The organism is Iamia sp. SCSIO 61187, from assembly GCF_019443745.1.
Classification (GTDB): Bacteria; Actinomycetota; Acidimicrobiia; order Acidimicrobiales; family Iamiaceae; genus Iamia.
In genome coordinates, this window is record NZ_CP050949.1 from 36,385 (window position 1) to 57,088 (window position 20,704).

General features: G+C 70.8%; 21 protein-coding genes. 11 read left to right on the top strand and 10 right to left on the bottom strand.

The annotated features are described in order from the left end of the window. Positions 1-69 precede the first annotated feature (69 nt). The 6 genes from HC251_RS24975 (at position 70) to HC251_RS25000 (ending at position 6,252) form a co-directional block, all read left to right on the top strand. Positions 70-360: a hypothetical protein gene (locus tag HC251_RS24975; RefSeq protein ID WP_219942189.1), complete on the top strand. Its 291-nt coding sequence runs from the start codon at positions 70-72 to the stop codon at positions 358-360. Beyond that, positions 360-785, top strand: a complete 426-nt coding sequence (locus HC251_RS24980) for a hypothetical protein (RefSeq protein ID WP_219945827.1) — start codon at positions 360-362, stop codon at positions 783-785. Before HC251_RS24975 ends, HC251_RS24980 begins: the two co-directional genes overlap by 1 nt. A 401-nt stretch (positions 786-1,186) precedes the next feature. Further along, positions 1,187-1,591, top strand: a complete 405-nt coding sequence (locus HC251_RS24985) for a hypothetical protein (RefSeq protein ID WP_219945828.1) — start codon at positions 1,187-1,189, stop codon at positions 1,589-1,591. Between the two features lie 877 nt (positions 1,592-2,468). Next, entirely contained in the window at positions 2,469-3,905 is a 1,437-nt protein-coding gene (locus HC251_RS24990; RefSeq protein ID WP_219945802.1) for an SCO6880 family protein, read from the top strand. A gap of 976 nt (positions 3,906-4,881) precedes the next feature. Next, positions 4,882-5,196, top strand: a complete 315-nt coding sequence (locus tag HC251_RS24995; RefSeq protein WP_219945803.1) for a hypothetical protein — start codon at positions 4,882-4,884, stop codon at positions 5,194-5,196. Positions 5,197-5,448: 252 nt separating this feature from the next. Continuing rightward, positions 5,449-6,252, top strand: coding sequence for a toprim domain-containing protein (locus HC251_RS25000; protein WP_219942267.1), 804 nt, complete (start codon positions 5,449-5,451; stop codon positions 6,250-6,252). Positions 6,253-6,255: 3 nt separating this feature from the next. Here the strand turns inward: HC251_RS25000 and HC251_RS25005 are convergent, their stop codons facing one another. From HC251_RS25005 to HC251_RS25035, 7 genes are all read right to left on the bottom strand, one after another. Then, positions 6,256-6,570 (bottom strand): Fic family protein, encoded by a 315-nt coding sequence (locus tag HC251_RS25005; protein ID WP_219942266.1) that lies wholly within the window; start codon positions 6,568-6,570, stop codon positions 6,256-6,258. 3 nt (positions 6,571-6,573) lie between these two features. Then, positions 6,574-6,870 (bottom strand): hypothetical protein, encoded by a 297-nt coding sequence (locus tag HC251_RS25010; protein ID WP_219942265.1) that lies wholly within the window; start codon positions 6,868-6,870, stop codon positions 6,574-6,576. A 22-nt stretch (positions 6,871-6,892) separates the two neighbouring features. Beyond that, the gene (locus HC251_RS25015; RefSeq protein ID WP_219942264.1) at positions 6,893-7,603 is read right to left on the bottom strand and encodes an antitoxin VbhA family protein; all 711 of its coding nucleotides are present in this window, start codon (positions 7,601-7,603) and stop codon (positions 6,893-6,895) included. Then, positions 7,597-7,797, bottom strand: coding sequence for a hypothetical protein (locus tag HC251_RS25020; RefSeq protein WP_219942263.1), 201 nt, complete (start codon positions 7,795-7,797; stop codon positions 7,597-7,599). The genes HC251_RS25015 and HC251_RS25020 overlap by 7 nt, the downstream gene beginning before the upstream one ends. Before the next feature lie 136 nt (positions 7,798-7,933). Further along, a complete protein-coding gene (locus tag HC251_RS25025) occupies positions 7,934-8,176 on the bottom strand; it encodes a hypothetical protein (protein WP_219945804.1) in 243 nt (80 codons plus the stop codon). Positions 8,177-8,367: 191 nt separating this feature from the next. Further along, complete coding sequence (locus HC251_RS25030) at positions 8,368-8,640, bottom strand: helix-turn-helix transcriptional regulator (RefSeq protein ID WP_219945805.1); 273 nt, start codon at positions 8,638-8,640, stop codon at positions 8,368-8,370. Further along, positions 8,598-8,753, bottom strand: a complete 156-nt coding sequence (locus HC251_RS25035; protein ID WP_219945832.1) for a hypothetical protein — start codon at positions 8,751-8,753, stop codon at positions 8,598-8,600. Before HC251_RS25035 ends, HC251_RS25030 begins: the two co-directional genes overlap by 43 nt. 182 nt (positions 8,754-8,935) lie before the next feature. Between HC251_RS25035 and HC251_RS25040 the strand changes: the two genes are divergently transcribed. Further along, positions 8,936-9,139: a hypothetical protein gene (locus tag HC251_RS25040; RefSeq protein WP_219942260.1), complete on the top strand. Its 204-nt coding sequence runs from the start codon at positions 8,936-8,938 to the stop codon at positions 9,137-9,139. Positions 9,140-9,244: 105 nt separating this feature from the next. Here HC251_RS25040 and HC251_RS25045 read toward each other — a convergent pair whose 3' ends face one another. The 3 genes from HC251_RS25045 to HC251_RS25055 form a co-directional block, all read right to left on the bottom strand. After that, positions 9,245-9,598, bottom strand: a complete 354-nt coding sequence (locus HC251_RS25045) for a Mov34/MPN/PAD-1 family protein (RefSeq protein WP_219945806.1) — start codon at positions 9,596-9,598, stop codon at positions 9,245-9,247. 151 nt (positions 9,599-9,749) lie between these two features. Continuing rightward, complete coding sequence (locus HC251_RS25050; protein ID WP_219945807.1) at positions 9,750-10,421, bottom strand: ThiF family adenylyltransferase; 672 nt, start codon at positions 10,419-10,421, stop codon at positions 9,750-9,752. Continuing rightward, the gene (locus HC251_RS25055; RefSeq protein WP_219945808.1) at positions 10,418-11,548 is read right to left on the bottom strand and encodes a ThiF family adenylyltransferase; all 1,131 of its coding nucleotides are present in this window, start codon (positions 11,546-11,548) and stop codon (positions 10,418-10,420) included. The genes HC251_RS25050 and HC251_RS25055 overlap by 4 nt, the downstream gene beginning before the upstream one ends. A gap of 575 nt (positions 11,549-12,123) precedes the next feature. Between HC251_RS25055 and HC251_RS25060 the strand changes: the two genes are divergently transcribed. The 4 genes from HC251_RS25060 to HC251_RS25075 all read left to right on the top strand — a co-directional run bounded on the left by HC251_RS25060 (position 12,124) and on the right by HC251_RS25075 (position 20,598). Continuing rightward, on the top strand, positions 12,124-13,713 hold the full coding sequence (locus tag HC251_RS25060) for a type IV secretory system conjugative DNA transfer family protein (protein WP_255566491.1): 1,590 nt from the start codon (positions 12,124-12,126) through the stop codon (positions 13,711-13,713). Next, on the top strand, positions 13,710-14,021 hold the full coding sequence (locus HC251_RS25065) for a hypothetical protein (protein WP_219942255.1): 312 nt from the start codon (positions 13,710-13,712) through the stop codon (positions 14,019-14,021). Before HC251_RS25060 ends, HC251_RS25065 begins: the two co-directional genes overlap by 4 nt. A 159-nt stretch (positions 14,022-14,180) precedes the next feature. After that, positions 14,181-19,460, top strand: coding sequence for a methyltransferase domain-containing protein (locus HC251_RS25070; RefSeq protein WP_219945809.1), 5,280 nt, complete (start codon positions 14,181-14,183; stop codon positions 19,458-19,460). 55 nt (positions 19,461-19,515) lie between these two features. Beyond that, positions 19,516-20,598 (top strand): TIGR02391 family protein, encoded by a 1,083-nt coding sequence (locus HC251_RS25075; RefSeq protein ID WP_219942252.1) that lies wholly within the window; start codon positions 19,516-19,518, stop codon positions 20,596-20,598. Positions 20,599-20,704 lie beyond the last annotated feature (106 nt).

Below are 20,704 nucleotides of genomic sequence, written 5' to 3' on the forward strand. Positions count from 1 at the left end.
CGGTCGATGTCGCGATCCGGGTCGCTGTGGGGCCTAGGGGCGCATCTCGACCGCGAAGGAGGTGGTCCGATGAGCTCCTTCATCGGGTTGCTCGCACAGGTGGACGTCGATGCGTCGTCCGAGGGACTTCCAGGCGCTGACCTGATCCAGCAGCTGCTGGACTGGGCGCAGATGATCGCCCTCTGGGCGAGCCTGGGCTCCATCCTCCTCGGGGCAGCCATGTACGGGCTGGCTCGGGAGGGCGGTAGCTACGGGGCGGCGAGCAAGGGCAAGTCCTTCGCGCTGGGCGGCGTCGTCGGGGCGATCCTGGCGGGCCTGGCGCCCTCGGCGGTCAACCTCCTCTTCGAGGCGGCGGGCTGATGGGCACCTCGACTCACGACCTGGCGCCACGCCGGCGGCTCATGATCGCCGCTGGGGCGCTCGTGGTGGTCGCCATCCTCGTGGCCCTCGCGATGGCGACGACCGGCTCGAACGAGCGGCGAGCCCCGACTGCGACGACCGGACCGCCGAGGATCCAGACCTCGGCGGTGCCATCGGGCCCCGCCGAGGAACGGGCCGGCATGCCGGTGGGCTACTCCCGGGACGAGACGGGGGCCGTCTCGGCCGCGATCGCCTTCGCCACGGCGTCCCAGCGATGGCTCTACTTCGGCGACGACGAGGTCGAAGCGGCGGTGCGGGCTATCGCCACGCCGTCCTCGGCCGACGAGCTGGTGGCCAGCGTCGTCGAGGAGGTGAGCAAGGCGGGAGCAGCTGGGCGCGTCCCCGGGGGGTCGGGTGGTTGGTGAGGCCCCTGGCATGGTCGGTGCTCGATCGCGACGACGACCGCGCCACCGTCGAGGTGTGGGCCGTCACGGTCCTCTCGGCCGCCGAGGTCGCCGCACCACAGGCCGAGTGGGGAACCTTCACCGTCGACCTCGCCTGGAGCGGCGGCGACTGGACGCTCGAGACATCAGGAACGAGCCCGGGCCGACGCCGATGGTCGGGCCGGCGATCGGCCGTGGGATGCCATCCCCTTCGACGACGCCCTTGGATGGCTTCACCCGCCTCGACGGGGAGCCGGTGCGGTGATCGCCTTCTGGAACCCCGTGGACTGGGCCATCGACCAGGTGTCCGGGTTCGTCCAGGCACAGCCACGGCGGCTTCGAGCTGGTGATCGGAGGCTTGGTCGCCTGGGTGGTCGACGCCGTTGGTCTGGGTCGTCGGAGGGGTCTTCAACTTCTTCATCGATGCCACCGACCCGAACGTCCAGGCCGACTGGTTCATCACCGGCGATGGTCCCTACGCAACGACGGTGAGCATCGGGGGCGCGCTGCTGCTCCTGTTCCTCTTCGCCGCCATCGTCCAAGGCATCCTGAGCGCGGACGTCAGCGGGATGCTCCGGGCGATCGCTCTGGATCTTCCGGTGTCGATCCTCGGCATGGTCGGCCTCGTCACGTTGACCCAGGCGCTGATTGCCCTGACCGACGCACTCTCGGGCCACCTCCTGTCGATTCCAGGACATCGCCGAGTTCGGCGCGGTCGTCGCTTCGCTGTGAACGACTTCAGGGCGGGACCTCGACCGCCCTTGTCGTGTTCCTCCTCGGCTTGGTGAGCGTGTGCGCGGGCCTGGTCCTCATGGCCGAGCTGGTCATCCGATCCGCGCTGATCTACATCGTCGTGGCCCTGGCGCCGCTGGTGTTTCGCCGCCCGCCTGTGGCCGGCCACCAGAGGCGCCACCCGCAAGCTGCTGGAGCTGCTGTGCGCTTTGATCCTGTCGAAGCTCGTCATCGCCGTGGCCTTGGCCGTCGCTGCGGCGGCTGCCGTCGGCGCCGGGTCCGGTGGCGAGGTCACGGCGCTTCCGACCCCTGAGGCCTTCGCCGAGGACCCGCAGGGATCGGTGGGCCAGGCAGTCGGCATCCTGCTCACGGCCGCCGCGGCCTTTGGCGTGGCCGCCTTCTCGCCGCTGCTGATCGCGAAGCTGATGCCGCTCACGGAGGCGGCGGTGGTGTCCCAGGGCGTCCGGGGTGGACCCGCGCGGGCGGCCCAGCAAGGTCTCCTGCTCTCCAGCTCCACCCGGTCGTTGTCGAAGGGTCGCATCAGCCAGCTCGGCGGTGGCGGCTCGGTCCCGGCCGGGGCGGGCGCTTCGTCCGCTCCCGGTGGTGCAAGCGGCGGCAGCCTGCATCGGGTGGGGGAGCCGCATCGGGGTCGGGGGAGCGGCGGCCGGCGGCGCAGGCGCTGCGGGCCCGATCGGAGCCGCCGCGGTCGTGGCGGCCGCCGCAGGTTCCGCTGCGGTCGGCGCCGCCCGGAAGGGCGCCACCGCAGGAACCGGAAGCGCCGAGGCCGTCGCCGACGGAGGTGCGCCGACGTCATCCCCACCGCCGAGGTCACCCGCGCCCCGTGGTGAGCCGACGAGAGCCCCGGCCCACCCGGGACGTCCCGAAGGCGCTGGCGATGTCTGAGACACCGGCCCGCACCTTCGCCTCGAACCGTTGGACCAGTCGGGGGTGTTCCTGGGCCTGGGCGTCCTCCAGTGCGTGATGCTCGGAGCAGGGATCCTGGGAGCGGTCCTCGCCATCAGCGCTGGAGCGCCCGTGGCGGTGGCGGCGGCCCCGCTCCTCACCGCCGTAGCCGTGGCCTTCGGTCGCATCGGCGGTCGCGCCGTGTGGGAGTGGGTCCCGCTCCTCGTCGAGTGGTCCTGGGCTGGGTGCCGGCGTGGGCGCCGGTGGCAGGCGGCGCTCCCGCTGTGGCCCACGGTCGACCCTGCGCCGGCCCCGCCATGCCTGGACGGGCTCGAGATCGTTCCGATCGACTGGCGCGCCGCCGGCGACCTCGGCGCGGTGAGAGACCACCAGCGCTCGACCCTCACCGTCGCCGTCCCAGTGACCGGACCCGAGTTCGTGGTCCAACCGGCGATCGAGCAAGAGCGCCTGCTCGCCGGGTGGGGCGACCTCCTGGCACAGTTCGCAGTCGAGCGCAGCGTCGTCACCCACCTCGCGTGGTCCGATCTGGCTCGTCCTGCGGGCCTCCAGGAGCACACCGCCTGGCTGGACCACCACGACCGGGACACGCCTCACCCCGAGGCCGAATCGTCCTATCGGGAGCTCCTCCAGCGCGGGGCCGACGCCACCACCACCCACGAGGTCGTCGTCACGCTCACCGTCGCCCGCGACCGGCTCGGTCGCCAGGGCGGCAACGCCGAGGACCGCTTGGCACGAGCGCTGATCACCTCGGTCGAGGCCCTGCTGCGAGGGCTGCGGGCGGCCGGGCTCACGGCTGCGGAGCCTCTGGACCCGAGAGCGCTCCAACGCCTCGTTCGCCTTCGGATCGCTCCGCACGCAACGAAGCAAGGTCCGTTGGCCGGGCGACTGGCCGATCGCCTCCAGCACGTCGTCGCATCGACGGCCGGCCCCCTGGCCGTCGAGTCCCGATGGCACGAGGTCCGTGTCGACTCGGCGTGGCACCGCACCTGGTGGATCGGGAGCTGGCCTCGCCTCGCTGTCGCCCCGAGCTGGCTCGAGCCGTTCCTCGCCGCCGGCGGCATCACGCGGGCCATGACCGTGGTCCTCGTGCCCGTTCCAACCCACCAGAGCCGTCGCCGCATCGAGCGGGACCTGGTGAAGCTGGACTCGGATGCAACGACCCGGGAAGAGAAGGGCCGGCGGGTCGACGCACGGCACCGTCGTGCCACCCAGGCCCTGCTGGACCGTGAGGAGGAGCTCGTCGCCGGCTACCCGGAGGTGGCCTACGCGGGACTCGTCACCGTGTCGGCGCCCAGCCTTGAACTCCTCGACGAGCACGGCGAGATCGTCGAGCAGCTGGCACGAGAGCACGGGATGGACATCCGGGTCCTCGACGCGCGTCAGGACGTCGCCTGGGCCGCCGCTCTGCCCGTGGGCCTCGCGCCCTCGACCCTCCTCGCGTCGTGAGACCCACACTGCGACTCCCGTTGCACCGCGGCACGACCGCCCACGTCTGCTCGCTCTACCCGTTCTCGGTCCAGGCGAGCCTGGGCCACAGAGGCACGTACATCGGCATCGACCTGCTGGCCGGCAACGGCGCCTTCTACTGGGATCCGTTCGACTCCTACGCCCAGGGCCACATCACGAACCCCAACGCCTGGGTCCTCGGCGAACCGGGCAACGGCAAGTCGGCCCTCATCAAGACGTTGCTGTGGCGCCAGGCCGCGGTCTACGGAACGGGACCCAACGGCCGGTGGTTCGCAGTCGTTGACCCGAAGGGCGAGTACAGCCTGCTCGCCGAGCGGCTCGACCTCACCGTCATCCGCCTCAGCCCGGGCGGCTCGGTGCGGATCAACCCGCTCGCCCCAGGCCCGGCCGCCGATCACGAGCCCGCCTCGAAGCAGACCATCCGCCAGGCCGAGATGTGCACTGCGCTGGTCGCCACCGTCCTCGAACGGTCGCTGAGCCCGATCGAGGACGCAGCGACCTTCGCTGCGGTCGAGCAGCTCCGCCAGGCCCCGATGAGGTCGGAACCGACCCTTGTCGACGTCGCCCGGCTCCTCACGGACCCGACCACCGACATGGCCTCCCGCCTTCGTCGCACGAGCGAGGAGGTCGCGGTCGACGCGTCCGCCGTCGCCTACGCGCTCGACAAGCTCCTCACCCGGTCGCTGCGCGGAATGTTCGACGGGCCGTCGACCGTCCCGCTTCGGTGGGACGGCCCGGGGCTGGTGCTCGACCTCTCCGGCGTGCCCGTCGACTCCGACGCTCTGCCGCTGGTGATGGTCGCTGCGGCCGGCTGGCTCCAGCAGCTGATGGCCTGCCCGGGGCCGCAGCGCATGCAGGTGCTCGACGAGGCCTGGGCCCTCCTGGCCAACCGCCACACCGCGGCCTACCTCCAGAGCGCATGCAAGCTCGGCCGGACGTACGGCGTCGCCAACCTGTGCGTCGCCCACGCGCCTCCGACCTCGCCGCCCAGGCCGACGACGGGACCAGCACAGCCAAGATCGCCGCCGGCCTCCTCGCCGATGCCGCGACGACGATCATCTTGCGCCAGGCACCGGACCAGCTCAGAGCTGCCGCGACCCACTTCGGCCTCACCGAGCCAGAGGTGCGCGTCGTCGGCCAGCTGGCGCGAGGCCGCGCCCTCTGGCACATCGGCGGTCGCAGCGCCCTCGTCCAGCACCTGCTCGCTCCGAGCGAGGTCGACCTCAGCGACACCGACGCCCGCATGCACGGCCGATCCGAGGCGGCATGAGCCGTGTACGACCGCTCTGCCCTCCTGGCCTCGGTCTCGCTCGAGGCGCTCGCCGACGAGCTGCTGGGGCCACACCACGGCACGGAGCGATCGGCGACCTGGCCGTGCCCGAACCCGAATCACGCGCAGACGGGACGGACGCCGCCTCTCGGCATCTACACGACGCGATGGGGTGAGCAACGGTGGGGGTGCTTCGGGTGCGGGGCGGGGGGCTCGGCCATCGACCTGGTGCTCGCCGTCCATGGGGGCAGCGTGCGGAGCGCCTTCGACTACCTGGCCGCGAGGGCCGGCCAGCGCCCTGACGACGCCTTGGTCGGTCCGGCGCACCGTCCACCCGGGCGTCGGTGCGAGCGGGACCCGGAAGGTCTGGCACGGTACGCGCGGGAGTGCGCCGCGACGCTCTGGACCCCGGCGGGCGCACCCATCCTTCGTTGGCTCACCGACGAGCGCGGCCTGCCCGAGGACGTCCTGCGCGTCAACGAGATAGGGGCCGACACGGGGTCGCGCCGCCAGTTCCGTCCCGACGGGATGCCACGAGCGGCCGGTGCCGTCCTCCCGACCATCGTCGATGGTCAACCGATCTATGCCCACATCCGGGTGATGCGTCCCGGTCCCGATCGCACCCGCTACCTCAACCCGGCCTACGACCTCGCGCCGAGCCCGCGCATGTGCAGGTACGAGCCGGCTCGCCGGCTCCACGACGAGATCGTGATCACCGAGGGAGCGATCGATGGGCTGTCGGCCGCCGCCGCGGGGTACGTCGCCGTCCCCTTCTTCGGGACCGGGTGTCCGGATGCCTCACACGCTCTGGCGCTCGCTCGCCTTCCGGGCCCGCTCGTGATGGCCTTCGACCCGGAAGAGGGCAAGGGCCAGCGGAGCGCCGCTCACCTCAGGGCCCTCCTGGCGGCTCACCAACGCACCGCTCTCAATGTGCGCCCGCCCGACGGCGACCTCAACGAGTGCTTGTTGGCGGGAGACGACTGGCCCCAACGGTTCGAGGCGGCGATCGCCGACGCACGGAGGGCGGAGACCATCGGTCGCAGCCTCGCCGGTTGAGGCTCAGGAGGCGCCGCGACGCAGAGGCGAGGGCTGGTCGCCCGCGCCCATGATCCGGCTCAAGAGCGGCGCGAAGGCACCTGGGTCGTCGAGGGATGCGACCGACGCCGCGATGTTCTCGGCAGGGCTGACGTCCGACCAGTCGAGCATCTGGCCGTGCCGGGCCGCAGCCTGGGTGATGAGCGAGCGTTGCGTGCGGCCGTTGCCCTCCCGGAAGGGGTGCGCCTCGTTCATGTCGGACAGGACGGTGCTGAGAGCGTCGGCGAGGTCGGCGGGTTCCAGCCGTGGGCCTGTCGCCACGGTCCGGAGCTGGTCCATGCATCACGTCACCCCTTGGGCCAAGCGAGCGACGGGGTGGAAGCGGTGACCCTCCTTGTGGATGTCCACGGATCGGAGCTCTCCGGCCCACGCGTAGATGTCGCCGAACAGGTAGCGATGGACCGCCCGCCAGTGGTCGCCGTCCCAGGTCTGCCGGATCAGATCCGGGTGGGCATACAGGGAGCGCTCGGCTTCGGCGACGAGCGCAGCCTCCACGACGATGAGCTGCGCGGGGTCGGCGATCCCGAGCAGGTTGAGCAGGCATCCCGTAGCCGGGTCGGTGAAGGGATCGACCGTCACGGCCGGCCGGGTGCGTTCGGCGCTAGTTGGCGTGCGCGGGCTGCGAGAGGCGGTGCTCGGTCGGCAGGTCGACGCCGTGCTCGGCCAGGATCTTCCGCCGGGCCTGGTCGCTGGTCATCTCGCCGGCCGCAGCCGCCTCGAGGATGGCCACCACAGCGGGCTCCAGCTCGACGCCCTCCAGCCGGGCCGAGGCCACGGCGCTCCGGACGCTCGGGTCCTGTCCCATGGGCACCAATCTACTACGGCGCGGCTCGTCGCCCTCTGCCACAGAGGTGCCAGCCGGGGCGCGGCGGGCAGCCAGAGCACGCTCGATCGCCGCCGCCAGATGCCCGGCCCACGCTCCCGTGAAGGCATAGGGAGGGTCATCGGCGAAAAGGAGCGTGACGCCGGCCCCACCGGGATGACCCTGAAGCATCGTGATTGCGTCGAGCCACACCGACGCCCATGCGCCCTCGTGGTGGACCAGCAGGCGTGCGTCGTCGAAGACGACGGTGATGTCCCCGAGTGGGCGCCACCGAGGGGCGGCAAGCCGACCGGCCTCGTCCCGCCGACGGCGGTTGCCCACCATGCTCGCCCCGGCGAGTGCGGAGAACATGAGCGGGCCACCGCCGATGACCGTGCTCTGCTCGTACGCCACATCGACCCCCAGGTAGCGCCAGCCCGCGACGCGGAAGGATGCGGGCGTGGTGTCGGTGCGCTGTGACCAAGCGTGAGCGCTCGGGTCGGTCACCATCTTTCGTCGTCCTCCTCCATCACGAAGTCGATCCCGGCTTCGAGGATGTCCAAGGCCGAGTCGATGAGGCCTTCCACGGCTCCTGCGTCGAGCAGGATCGGGCGGCTGAACGGGCCCAACGCTGTCGGCGTCAGCATCAGGGCTAGGTGGTACCCCTGCCGACCGCTCGCCATGCACTGGAACGGCTCGGACATGACGACGAACTCGACCCGCCACGGCGGGGCGGGCAGCGATGCGTCCGACGACGATGGGGTGATCGCCGTGATCCGTGTGCCAGCGACCCCCCGCCCGGTGGCTGCACCTGGACGGGAGGCCGCTGGCGAACAGCGCCTACGAGGACTCGGTCCAGACATCTGCCTGGCGCTCCTCGAAGACGTGAAACCCCGCTACCTCATTGCCGCGGTCCATCAGGTAGAGGCCGACCACACACCCGTCGCCGCCGGACGGGTCGTGGGCGACGACCGCCGCTCGGGTGGGCTCGCCGCTTCGTGACCGGCCGGCGACCTCGATGGCCCCGACCTCATCGAGGCACTTCAGGCCGATCCGCTCGAAGCCGTCCTCGTCGAGCAGCACAAATCGGCAGTCCCCACCCGCCTCGGCGGTGAGGCGGGCGGGCGATGCCCGTCTCGTCCACGACGACGAGTCGCCCCGTCCTCACCTCGTCCGCGATCTGGAGGCGAAGGTCGGTCACCTCTCGCTGGAGCCGCTCGAACGCCACCGGGTCGACCCGGGCCGGAACGTCGCTGTCCTCAGCTGTCGGCCCGTCAGACATGACCGGCCCTCTCGCTCGGGGCCCCGGCCAGGGCGGGCCACGCAACGTCGCCAGCAGTGGTCTGCACGAGCTGGGAGGGCCACGGGAAGAGGTCCGCCGTGTCCGCTTCGAGCGCCTGGGCGAGTCGGGCCTTCAGGCGATCATGAGGGCAGATGCGGCCCGCCTCGATCTTCGAGACCGTCTGTTGCGACACGTCCGCGGCCTGGGCGAGCGCGTCCTGCGTCAGGCCCCGTAGCGGCGGGCGTAGTTGACGAAGTGCGCCCACAGCACGAGGGGCACCTCCCAACGGCCCAGCAGCGACACGCGGACGCCGGCCTCGATGGCAGCGTCATCTTGGGGCGGTGGATCCGCCGGCTGCGGTCCATCTTCAACGGGCACACCCTGTGGGCGTGCGCGCGTAATCTCAGCCATCGTCGGGCCCTTCTACGGAGGGTTCGGCCACGGCCCCGGGCAGTTCCAGCTGCGCCGGGGCCACTCAGCACCCTCGGTTGTCGAGGGCCCAATCAGCAGTACCACTGACGTGACCTCACGTCAAGGAGTCCGTCTAGGGTCCCAGGTCAATGGGCCGCAACGTCGACGTGGACGACCTCGTGGACGTGCGGATGATCGCTGAACGCCTCGGCCTCGCCCACCCGCAGACGGTCGGTAACTTCGCCCTCCGCTACCCCGACTTCCCGGAACCGCTCGGCATGTGGGGCCGCACCCGCCTCTGGAGCTGGCCCGACGTCGAGAAGTGGGCCCGCGACACCGGCCGTCTCGAGTAGTTCCCGGTCGCCCAACACGGGATCCGCGAACCGACTCCCAGACCCCGCAACCTCAGGGTCGTCGTCGGCAGGCGGCAGATGTCTCCTGTGGGGCTCCCTGATCGGTCAGGCGATGCCCAGCCGCACCCAGAAGGCCTCACCCGCCGTCGGCGTCCAGATAGTCGTCGGTAGGCGGACCGCGTTCGGCAGCCCAAAAGGCCATCGCCGGTCCCCCAGCGTCCACATGCCAAGCCGATAGTGCTCGTCCTCCTGAGCGAGAAGACCCATCAGCGCCACCGCCAGGCGGCTGTCGGGCTCGTCTACCGTGGCAGCCATCGTTCGGCGGTCTCGGCGGCTCATTCCGAAGCCACCGGCAGGATGCACGTGCCAGTCGCCCACGAAACTCAGCCGACCGTCGGTCGCCAGGTAGATCTGGGCCAGCTGCTCCTGCTGCCAGGCGCCGTCGGGGTGAATCCCCACGTGTGGTGCTCAGCGTTCGGGCCCGGGCCGATGATCGTGGCGACGACCAGATGCCCGGCCTCGAAGTCGTCCCAGCCGACGAGCATGCCGCCGGTCTCGACGGGGTGGCAACGGCGTGCCTCGGCCGTCATGGCGTCGACGGCCGTACTGGCTACGAAGACCGTCGGTTGGCGCACGGTTGGCAGTCCGGATGGGGCTCGATGGTGAAGGCTTCCGTAACGCCGGGCAGGGCGAGATCGGCCGTCCGGAACTCGTATCGTGCGTAGTCCCAGGTCGCTGCGGGGTAGGAGCCGTCCGTCCCCGCGCACATCGTTGCGCATGCCAGCCGGACCCCAGCCAGCGCGATCGCCGCGATGTCGAACCCGGCGCCGGTGAACGTCGGGTCGATGCAGCCGGCCGGCCAGGTGTTGGCGGTCGCGGCGTTCTGGTCACGAGGTGGCGGGGTCAAGGTCCCCGCCTCGAAGTGATGCATGAGACACGTCCAGCAGGCGGTCTCAGGTCTCGGATCGAACCGGGCGACCATCCCGCCGAACCCGCCCTCGGTGGCTGACACGACGACATATGGAATCCCACGATCCTTGGCCAGCTCGGATAAGAAGTAGTTGACGCCTCGGTCTGCGGTGGCGTCGTAGATCAGGGCGGCACCATCTAGCCACTTGTCGAGCGTGTCGAGATCCGAGGGTGCTGCATCACCTTCTCCGATCGAGTCGTCGCCTTCCCTCGGTTGCCCTAGGCGGCACGGCAGCAGCTCGATGTCGGTGTAGGGCCAGTTCTGCTTCAGGTGCGATGCGAGCGCGACGAGCTTCGGGTGCCCTGCACTCAAGAATCCGAGCGGCCAGCGGGCCCGTTGCCGGTGCTGAGCGCGTCGGACTCGATCATCCGTAGGCGCCCGGCACCGGCCTTGGCGAACTCGACCGCGCTCGGCGCGCCCACGCCGCCGAGACCGATGAGGGCGATGGTTGCAGCATCCAGCGGCCGAAGCGACGGCACCCGCTCTCGAAGGTCCGTGGGTCCAGCACGATCGGTGCGAAGCAGATTTGGAGGACTCACTTTGACGGAAGACTCTGTCACTCGCCCTCGTTGCCGCTTGGCGGGCGGGCGCGCCCGGGTTCGAACCCGCGCGACGAAGAGCCAGCTGTCGCCGCGCACCAGCGTGCTCGAGTCCAGGTCGGCGCGGACATCGTCCTCGAGTACCACGCCGATCAGGTCCACCTCCTGGTCGCCGACGCGCTCGTAGGCAGGCGCCGCCAGCGTCCTGTCTGCGTCCACGGCCGCAGACAGGACGGCCTCAGCAGAACCCTCGGCGGGCGCGCTGTCCAGCCGAACCCACCGGCCGTCGATCAGCTGGTCGTTCACGTACAGGGTGGCCAGAGCGGCATCAGCGGATCGCAGGACGGCACCCTCTTCGTCCTGGACCTCGAACACGGTGCCTCGCAGAGCCCCCTGCGCGCTCTGTGCATCCAGAGCGACCCGCAGCCGACCGCCCCGCGTCTCCATCACGTTGGCCCAGCCGCCGTCGATCCGCATCACGGTGTGTACGGCTGGGTCGTAGTAGTTGGTGATCGGGTCGACGTTCGGCATGCGGTCTGGCGAGGACGTGGGCGCTTCCCCGTTGTTTGCTGCGGCCGCGTCGGCGAGCAGCTTGGGCATCTGCTCTGCGATCAGGGACGCGGCTGTGTCGGCGACGTCCCACACCCCCTGACCGTGGAGGAGGCAGAGCCGACCCGTGAAGGGGGCCTGGTGCACCCGAAAGACACCATCACTTCGTACCGACACCTGGAAGTAGGGGTGCAGGTCGCTGTAGGTCACCTCCAGGTCGTGCCGGGTTCCTCCGGCGTCGGTGTACGGCACTTGGTACCGCCGGATGCCGCGGGCCTCCAGCAGATCTGCGTCGACGATCGGCGGTCGACCCCCGAGGCGCTCGAGGTCGCGTTCCTCGGCCTCGAGCACCTCAGGGAACCGGACCCACCATGGGGCGAAGGTCACCCGACGGGTCGATGATCCGGAGGCCGCGGCGGCGACGGCGGGCGAGGCCGATCCGGCGGCGGGCCGGGCCGGTCGGGCGGCGGACCCGGAGGGACGTCGGGCCGACCGGGCGGATCGGACGGCGGCCCCTGTCCGGGCGTGTCGTCCGGGCGGCCGGGAGAGTCGGGTCGGGGCATGAGATGCCTCCTCTGCGAGATCAGACCGCACGCTGCGGCCTGCAGCCGATGGTACGAGGGGGGTGTGACAGTGAAGCGGGCGTCGAGGGTCCGACGACGACGCCGCGTGATGTTTCGGAGGTCATAGCGGCCTAGAGGGGCGTGCATCACGACGGCCTGAGCGGGTTCGAGATCCTGGTCCTCCTTGGCGCAGGCGCAGCGCTTGCGTCTGTCGGCGTGGTCTGGGCGGGAGCGGTCCTGGCGCTGGCCATCGCCGGGGCGCCGCAGCTGGTCGGAATGGACGAGGCCGGGCAGGCCCTCGGGCGGATGCCCAGGCGGATGGGCGATCCGGCTCAGGCGTGGGGGCCATCCCTGGCTGACGCGATGCCGGGTCCGGTCACCTACTGGACCTGCACTGGGTTCGTCGCCGTGGCCCTCGTGGTACTCGGCGCCGTTGTCCTCCGCTGGTCGCCGTGGTCGCGGGTCGGCACGTCGAAGCGCCGGCCCTTGGGCGTCGATGCACGACCGGCCTTCGCCCGTCGGCGGGACCTCGCCCCCGTGCTCGTTCGGGGTCCGGCCTCAGGGCGGTTCATCCTCGCCCGGTTCGGCCGTCGGCTCGTTGCCACCGAGGTCCGCCGGCAGGGCCGTTCGCGGTGGTCGACGCGACGGGCCGGCGATCGAGGGGCAGTGGCGCTCGTCGGCCCGTCGAGGTCGGGCAAGACGAGCGCGGCGGTGTCAGGGATCCTCGAATGGGACGGCCCCGCGGTCCTCAGCTCGGTGAAGGCGGATCTGCTGGGTTCCACCGCCGGATGGCGGTCGACGCTCGGTGAGGTCCGGGTCTACGACCCGACGGGGTCGACCAGGCAGATCGGGCGAGAGGCCCGCTGGTCGCCCGTGGATGGCGCGGGAACCATCTCGGGCGCGCAGCGGGCAGCGCGTGCGCTCTGCGACGCGGCTCCTCGGGGTGGTGTCGAGGGTGGCCTGGACTTCTGGTTGTCGCAGTCCGAGATCCTCCTCTCGGGCCTGCTGTGGGTCGCGCATCACGCCCAGCGGGACATGGGGACGGTCTGCGAGTGGGTCCTTCGCCAGGACCAGCCGGGCGAGCTCGGGCCAGGTGAGGTCCGCAGCGCGCTCGACGCCTTCATGGTCGACGAGGACGACGAGGTGGCGCTCGGCGCGACGGATGCGTCCCAGGGCCTGGTGGCCGTATGGGAGATGGACGAGCGGACCCGCTCCAGCGTCTACGCGACGGCCCAGACGGTGGTGTGGCCCTGGTCTGATCCGGACGTGGCGGCATCTTCCCGCCGCGGCGAGGCCGAGGGGGCCGGCGTCGACCTGGCCTGGCTCCTCAGCGGCGCGAACAGCCTGTACCTCTGCTCGCCGATCGAGGATCAACGCCGCCTCGCGCCGGCCTTCGGCGGCCTGCTCAACGACCTCGTGGCCCAGGTGTATCGCCACGTCGCCGCCAGCGGGAAGCCGCTCGATCCGCCCCTGCTGATCGTCATCGACGAGGCGGGCAACACGCCGCTGCGGGCGTTGGCCGAGTACGCGTCGACCTTGGCCGGGCTCGGCGTGCTGTTGGTGACGATCTGGCAGTCGCTCGCCCAGATCGAGTCGTCGTACGGCCGGGCGGCGGACACCATCCTCACCAACCACCTGAGCAAGCTCTTCTACGCCGGGCTGTCGGACGGCGCTTCGTTGAAGTACGTGAGCCAGATCCTCGGCGAGGCCGAGGTCGATTCGCGCTCCCGGTCGGTGGGCGACGGCGGTGGACGAAGCTCGATGCAGCTCTCGACGGCTCGAACGCCCCTTGCGCCTCCCCACGTCCTGCGCCAGATGCGACCCGGGGATGCCCTGCTCGTGCACGGGACGCTCCCGCCGGCGCACGTGCGGACGCGGCCGTTCCACCGCTCCCGGTATCTGGCGCGCCGGGCCGGTCTGCCGCTACCTGACCGAGGAGAGCGGGGTCAGTGAAGCCGTTCATGCGTCCCGTCGACAGGGGCCGACTGGCCCCAGTCGGCTGGGTTGCAGAGCCGGCAGGGCTCTGGGGCGGCAAGCAGGTCGAGGTGGTCTACGACCCGCGGCGCCACCAGCTCGTCAGGACCGACTCCGACATCGGCGATCGCACCCGAGTCGCGCTCGGGACAGCGGGCTTTCGCCGCGTCGCCTCCGCTGGGGAGCAGGAGCTGTGGGTGCGGGATCGAGTTGAGGCGGCTCGTGCGGCCCTCGACAGCACGCAGGCGCGCAACCACCCGCAGCGTGTCGCAGGGCTTGGCCGGTGAGGTGGATCAGGGGCGGAGGGTTCCGCCGGCGCGGGGGAAGGCAGGCGTAGGCTGTGAGCCGCGATCGGAGCGCTCGCCATGGTCCGGTCGAACAGCTCTCGCTGTTCGATGATGTGCTCCCTCCCACCGAGCCGGCATCGGCAGAGGAGGCCCCCGACCATGAACCACTACGGACGACTCGCCCTCGAGTTCAGCCAGCGGCACCGCCCGACGGCGCTCGCAGCGATTCCCGATCCCGACCTCTACTTCGCCCGGATCGGCGAGGAGATAGCCGCCGAGGTGATCCGATTGAGGGACGAGATCCTCGGGCCGCCTCGGGAAGGCGAAGGGCCAGAGGCCCTTCGCATCCGCAGCTCCCAGGCACAGGCGGCGGCGGCGGAGGTCGTGCTGAGCCAGCACCCCCTCTTCCAGCCGGAGGCGACGGACCTGGAGTCCGAGGACTGGGCCCGACGATCCGGACCTCGATCGCTACTACCAGGGGCTGGCGGACATCAACGCCCTGGGCGAGCCGAACTAGAGACGGGGCAACCGGCCGAGAGCCGCCCATCCGCCTTCTCGCCCCGAAGCCAGGCCGACCTCGCCCCGCCGGGCGAGCGAGCCAAGCTCGACGCCAACCTCGCCGCACTGCGCGTCCTCGCCGCCTGTCGTGCCGAGAAGCGCTGGGCGACCGAGTCCGAGCAGGCCGTCCTGGCCCGCTGGTCGGGGTGGGGCGCCGTCCCGCATGTCTTCGACGAAGGCTCCGATCGGGACGGACCGGCCCGTGACGAGCTTCGGTCGCTGCTCGGCACCGACGAGGCGTGGGCGCATGCCCGGCGGAGCACGTTGAACGCCCACTACACCTCGGCCGAGGTTGCCCAGGCCATGTGGGGCGCCGCGACAAGGTTGGGCTTCAGCGGAGGGAGGGTTCTCGAACCCGGGTGCGGATCGGGCACCTTCCTCGGCCTCGCGCCGAGTGACGCCTCGCTCGTCGGCATCGAGCTGGACCCGACGACGGCCGAGATCGCACGGCACCTCTACGGAGCCCGCGCCACCGTCCACCACTCCGGCTTCGAGGATTTCCGGGGCGCTGACGGTGCCTTCGACCTCGTGATCGGGAACGTGCCCTTCGGGCAGGTCCGCCCTCACGACCTCGAGCACAACCGGGGTCGCCGATCGTTGCACAACTACTTCTTGATCAAGAGCCTCCACCTGGTGCGGCCCGGTGGGTTCGTGGTCGCCCTGACTTCCCGCTACACGCTCGACGCTCAGGGGTGCGCCGCCCGCGAGGAGATGGCTGCACTCGCCGACCTCGTGGGGGCCGCCCGCCTGCCGGCCAGGGCGTTCGCCGAGTCATCGGGCACCGAGGTCGTCGTCGACCTCCTCGTGCTGCGCCGCCGCCAGGAAGGTGACGAGCCGGTCAGCGAGGAGTGGGTGCAGACCGTCCCGGCGGACCTGACGGGCGAGGGCGCGACCAGTGACCTCCGCATCAACTCCTACTTCGCGTCGCACCCCGATCGGATCCTGGGACAGCTCTCGGCCACGCGGGGGATGTACCGCGAGAACGAGATCACGGTCACCGCCACCGGTCCCGTCGTCGGTCACCTCACCGTGGCGCTCGACCAGATCGTCGCCGACGCGCTGGCCCAGGGCCGGGGGTTCGGCGGCGACAACGTCACCGCGTGCTCGCCTCGTGCAGCCGACACGCCGGGCGGCGGCGACTTCGATACCCGCTGGGCTCAGGACGGAAGCCTGGTGGTGAACCCCCGCGGTCGGGTCGGCCAGGTCACCGACGGGCACGCTCACCTCTACGCCCCTCGGTTCGCCAAGGATCGAGGCGAGCTGGTCCGTCTGGTGGGTCTCCGGGATGCGGCGAGAGCCGTGCTGGACGTGCAGGTCGAGGGCGGGTCAGATCAGGCCCTGGCAGAGGCCCAGGCGGTCCTCACCGACCGCTACCGCGCCTACGTCCGCCAGCACGGGCCGCTCAACCGCTCCAGTCAAGCCCGCACCGGTCGGCGCGACGCGGAGACGGGCGCCGAGGTGCTCCGTCGCGTGCGCCCGCGCATGGGCGGGTTCCGCATGGACCCGGACTGGCCCCTCGTCGCTGCGCTGGAGGACTTCGACCAAGCGACCCAGGAGGCACGCCCCGCTGCGATCTTCACCGAGCGCGTGATCGCCCCTCCAAGCCAGCGCGAGGGAGTCGAGACGCCAGCGGAAGCCGTGTCCGTGTGCCTGGACGAGACGGGCACCGTGACCCTGGGACGGGTCGCCCGCCTCCTCGGTGTCGAAGACTCCGAAGCGCGGGAGCGCCTCGGTGAGCTGGTCTTCGACGACCCCGATACCGGCGAGCTCATTCCCGCGGCCCTGTACCTCTCGGGGAACATCAGGCACCGGGTCGAAGCAGCCCGTGCAGCGGCCGAGACTGATCAACGGTTCGCCGTCAACGTCGCCGCCCTCGAAGCGAGCCTGCCCCGCCAGCTCGATCCATCCGAGATCACGGCTCGACCGGGCGCAACCTGGATCCCTTCCACGGATGTCGAGGCGTTCTGTCGCGAGGTGCTCGACGTCGGGGTCGACGTCGAGCGGCTCGCCGAGCTCGGCTCGTGGACCGTCCGCCTCCGCGACGGCTCCCGACGGGGCGTGGCCCTCACCTCGGAGTGGGGGACCTCACGCGCCGACGCACTCGTCCTGCTCGATGCCGCGCTGAACCAGAGGCTCCACACGGTCACCGACGCAGTGGAGGGCGGAAGGCGCGTCCGCAACGACGCCGAGACGCTGGCGGCCCGCGACAAGCAAGAGCTGCTGGCCAGTCGCTTCTCGACGTGGATCTGGGAGGACCCGGCGAGGTCCGCCCGGCTCGCAGACCGGTACAACGAGCTGTTCGCCAGCACTCTCCTGCCTCACCACGACGGATCGCACCTCACCTTCCCGGGGTTGGCAGAGACCTTCACCCCCCGGCCTCACCAGCGTGACGCTGTCGCCCGCATCCTCTCGGATGGGCGCGCCCTTCTCGCCCATGCGGTCGGCGCCGGCAAGACCGCCACCATCGTCATGGCGGCGATGGAGCAGCGGCGGCTCGGACTCGCCAACAAGCCGGCGGTCGTGGTCCCGAACCACATGCTGGAGCAGTTCAGCCGCGAGTGGCTCCAGCTCTATCCGACGGCCCGGCTCCTGATCGCCGACCGCGAGCACCTGTCGAAGGATCGACGCAAGGAGTTCGTCGCCCGAGCGGCCACGGGTGACTGGGACGCCGTGATCTTCAGCCACTCCGGCTTCGCCCGCATCCCGCTGGGCACCGATCTCCTGCGGGCGTACCTGGGAGAGGAGATCGACACGGCGCGTGAGGCGCTCGGCCAGTCCAAGGGGGGCAAGGGCCTCTCGGTCAAGAAGCTCGAACGGCGCATCGCGAAGATGGAGGAGGTCTACAAGCGGCTGCTCGCAGAGGAGTCGAAGGATGACGGCGTCCGGTTCGAGGAGACCGGGATCGACTACCTCTACGTCGACGAAGCGCACGCTCACAAGAACCGGCGCGTGGACTCCAGCATCGACGGCGTCGCCACCACCGGCTCCCAGCGTGCTCAGGACCTCACCGCCAAGCTGTGGGCGCTGCGGCGAGACCACGGCCCGAAGGTCGTCACCCTCTCGACCGCAACGCCAGTCGCCAACTCCATGGCCGAGCTGTGGGTCATGCAGTCCTACCTACACCCCGACCTGCTGGAGGAGGTGGGACTGCGGGCGTTCGACGCGTGGGCCGCCACGTTCGGCCGCACCCACACGGCGCTCGAGCTGTCCCCCGACGGCAGCAGCTACCGGATGCAGACCCGCTTCGCACGGTTCCAGAACGTGCCGGAGCTGCTGGGCCTCTACCGGCAGGTGGCCGACGTCCGGACGGCCGAGGACCTTGGTCTGCCGGTGCCCGCCATCGTCGGTGGCAAGCCGGAGACGGTCGTCGTCGAGCCCAGCGACGAGCTCATCGAGTACGTAGCCGATCTCGCCGCCCGGGCCGAGAGGGTCCGCGCCGCAGCGGTCGATCCCTCGAAGGACAACATGCTCAAGGTCACCGGGGACGGCCGGAGGGCGGCACTCGACCTTCGCCTCGTGGACCTCGACCAGCCGTACGGGGGCAAGGTCGCCGCTGCCGCCCAGCGTGTCGCCGCTCTCCACCACGCCACCGCCGATCGCACCTACGAGGGCCCCGACGGTCAGCTCACCATGCGTCCCGGCGCTCTCCAGCTCGTCTTCTGCGACGTGTCCACGCCCGCAGCGGCAGGGTGGAACGCCTACGACGACCTACGAGCCCAGCTCGTGCGGCGCGGCGTGCCGGCCGACACGATCCGCTTCATCCAGGAGGCCAAGTCCGACGATGCCAAGGCGGCCCTCTTCGCTGCGTGTCGGGATGGCTCGGTCTCGGTGCTCGTCGGTTCCACGGAGACGATGGGCGTCGGTACCAACGTCCAGAACCGCGTCGTGGCCGTCCACCACCTCGACGCACCGTGGCGGCCGGCAGACGTCGAGCAACGAGACGGCCGGGGAGTCCGGCAGGGCAACCAGAACCCGGAGATCCACATCACCCGCTACGTCACCGAGCGCTCGTTCGACACCTACCTGTGGCACACCCTCGAACGGAAGGCAGCGTTCATCGGCCAGGTGACTCGCGGCGACCTCGGCGAGAGGGAGGTTGAGGACATCGGCGACCAGACCCTCTCGTTCCAAGAGGTCAAGGCCCTCGCCACCGGCGACCCGCTCATCCTGGAGAAGGCCAAGGTCGACTCCGAGGTGGCACGGCTCACGCGGCTGGAACGGGCCCACCACGACGACCAGCGGAACCTCCGCCGCACCCACGACTCGGCCACGGCGAGGGCCGATCACCTCGACGGGCGCATCGCAGACCTGGAGGCCGCCGTCGCTCGCCTCGAAAACACCCGGGGCGACCGCTTCGCCATGACTGTCGACGGTCACGTCCACCGGGAGCGACCTGACGCTGGCGAGCACGTGCACCGCCTCGTGGCCGATCGGCTGGTCCCGGGCGCGTCGCCTTCCGACGAACGGATTGATTGGCCTGTGGGCCACCTCGGAGGGCACGAGGTGCGAGGCCGCCGCCTCGCCTACGGCGCCGATGCCGAGGTGCGACTGTCCGTGCCCGGCACCCCTGTCGACCTCGTGTACCTGGTGTCCGAATGGCGCGACGTCGACCCGGCATCCGTCGTCGGCCGCCTCGAGCGGCAGCTCCAGCGTCTGCCCGCCGAGCTCGACCGGCTCAGGGCCGATCGAGAAGGCGCACGCTCCGAAGCAACGCGAGCATGGGAGCGGCTCGGCCGCACCTGGGACCAGGCCGACGAGCTGACGGCCCTGCGTCGACGCCAGCAGGAGATCACCGAGGCCATGTTGCCCGAGGGTCCCGCCGACCCGTCTCCCGAGCGCAGTCGCGCCGGTGCATCGATCGGTGCACCTGGGCTCGGATGAGTCGGTCGGAAAGGGGTGCCGTTCGCTGTCGTAGCGCGTCGGTACGGTCACGCTCATGGCCGAGGACAATCCCCTTCGATCGCCCCTGCCGGCCGACGCCCTTGTGGTGATCGACTTCGTCCATGCCTTCCTGCGAGACAAGGGTCGATGGCCGATCGGCGACTACGTGGCTGGGAGCCTTGGAAGGCGAATCGATCTGGATGAGTTGGTTCGGAGCCTGCCGATGCTGGGGACGGCCCGCTACGGGCCGATCCTTCAATCAGGCGGGGGATTCGTCGACCTGGCCGAGCCGCTGAAGGTGACCATCGCCGGCCTCGCTCAGATCCCCGGTGCCAGCGGCACCGTCGCCTCCGTCCTCGGCCTCATCGTGGACTTGGCGGAGCGCTACGTGGCCTTGCCGCCAGATCCCAATCGGCCGGTCGAGATGCACCAGAGCTGGAGCGATCTGTCCGAGGTGGTCCACAAACGGACTGGTGGTGACAGCAAGCTTGACGTCGACATCGCCCTCGCCGTGTTTGCGTGCGAACCACCGGGCTGGGGCTCCTATCGCCTCGGCGACAAACCTGCCGACATCACCTGGGAGGTGTCCAGGAGCCTCGCCTGGTACGCGGGTCTCAAGTCGGTCGAGGACTACCTCGACTTGATCACGCGTCGTCTCGGCTGGGCTCCGGGCACCGCGCTTCGCGCGCCTGCGGTTGGGCCGTCGTCGTCGGCGACGCCCCCGCTCGGCATCGACCCGGGGGTGTGGCGCGAGGTAGGACCGGCGGTGACCGGGGAGCGGTGGGGCGAAGTCATCCGGTCCGCCGGCCTCTACTTGGAAGAGGTCGTGCGTGCCGCGAGCGGGCTCCCGACAACCCTCAATCCGAAGGACCTCATGGGAAGGGCGTTCGGGTCCAACGGGTCGTTGCAACTGGGCAACCCTGACCACGCGAACGAGGCGATCGGATGGCGGGAGCTCGCGCAGGGCTTCATCGCTGCCGTGCGCAACCCCGGCACGCACGTTGCCGCCGGAGGCATCGTCGAGCGGGCCAACGGAGCGATGGCCATCGTCTCGATGCTCGTCAGCGAGATCCGCAAGCTGCGGCCCGACATCTTCGACGACGACGGAATTCTGCGCGGCGAGACATCGCGGTCGTAGCGGCGCGGCCGGCGCGAGAACACGCCGGCCCTGACGGGCGGGCCCCCGTACGCTCCCAGCGATGGGCCTGATAGCCGTGAGCAAACCGGGAACCGTTCCGTCGCCC

Bases quoted from the DNA above. Each gene is read 5' to 3' on its own strand.
- HC251_RS24975 (WP_219942189.1), top strand. From the start codon at position 70: ATGAGCTCCTTCATCGGGTTGCTCGCACAGGTGGACGTCGATGCGTCG.
- HC251_RS24980 (WP_219945827.1), top strand. From the start codon at position 360: ATGGGCACCTCGACTCACGACCTGGCGCCACGCCGGCGGCTCATGATC.
- HC251_RS25005 (WP_219942266.1), bottom strand. From the start codon at position 6,570: ATGGACCAGCTCCGGACCGTGGCGACAGGCCCACGGCTGGAACCCGCC.
- HC251_RS25015 (WP_219942264.1), bottom strand. From the start codon at position 7,603: ATGGTGACCGACCCGAGCGCTCACGCTTGGTCACAGCGCACCGACACC.
- HC251_RS25020 (WP_219942263.1), bottom strand. From the start codon at position 7,797: ATGTCCGAGCCGTTCCAGTGCATGGCGAGCGGTCGGCAGGGGTACCAC.
- HC251_RS25040 (WP_219942260.1), top strand. From the start codon at position 8,936: ATGGGCCGCAACGTCGACGTGGACGACCTCGTGGACGTGCGGATGATC.
- HC251_RS25060 (WP_255566491.1), top strand. From the start codon at position 12,124: ATGCCGGGTCCGGTCACCTACTGGACCTGCACTGGGTTCGTCGCCGTG.
- HC251_RS25070 (WP_219945809.1), top strand. From the start codon at position 14,181: ATGAACCACTACGGACGACTCGCCCTCGAGTTCAGCCAGCGGCACCGC.
- HC251_RS25075 (WP_219942252.1), top strand. From the start codon at position 19,516: ATGGCCGAGGACAATCCCCTTCGATCGCCCCTGCCGGCCGACGCCCTT.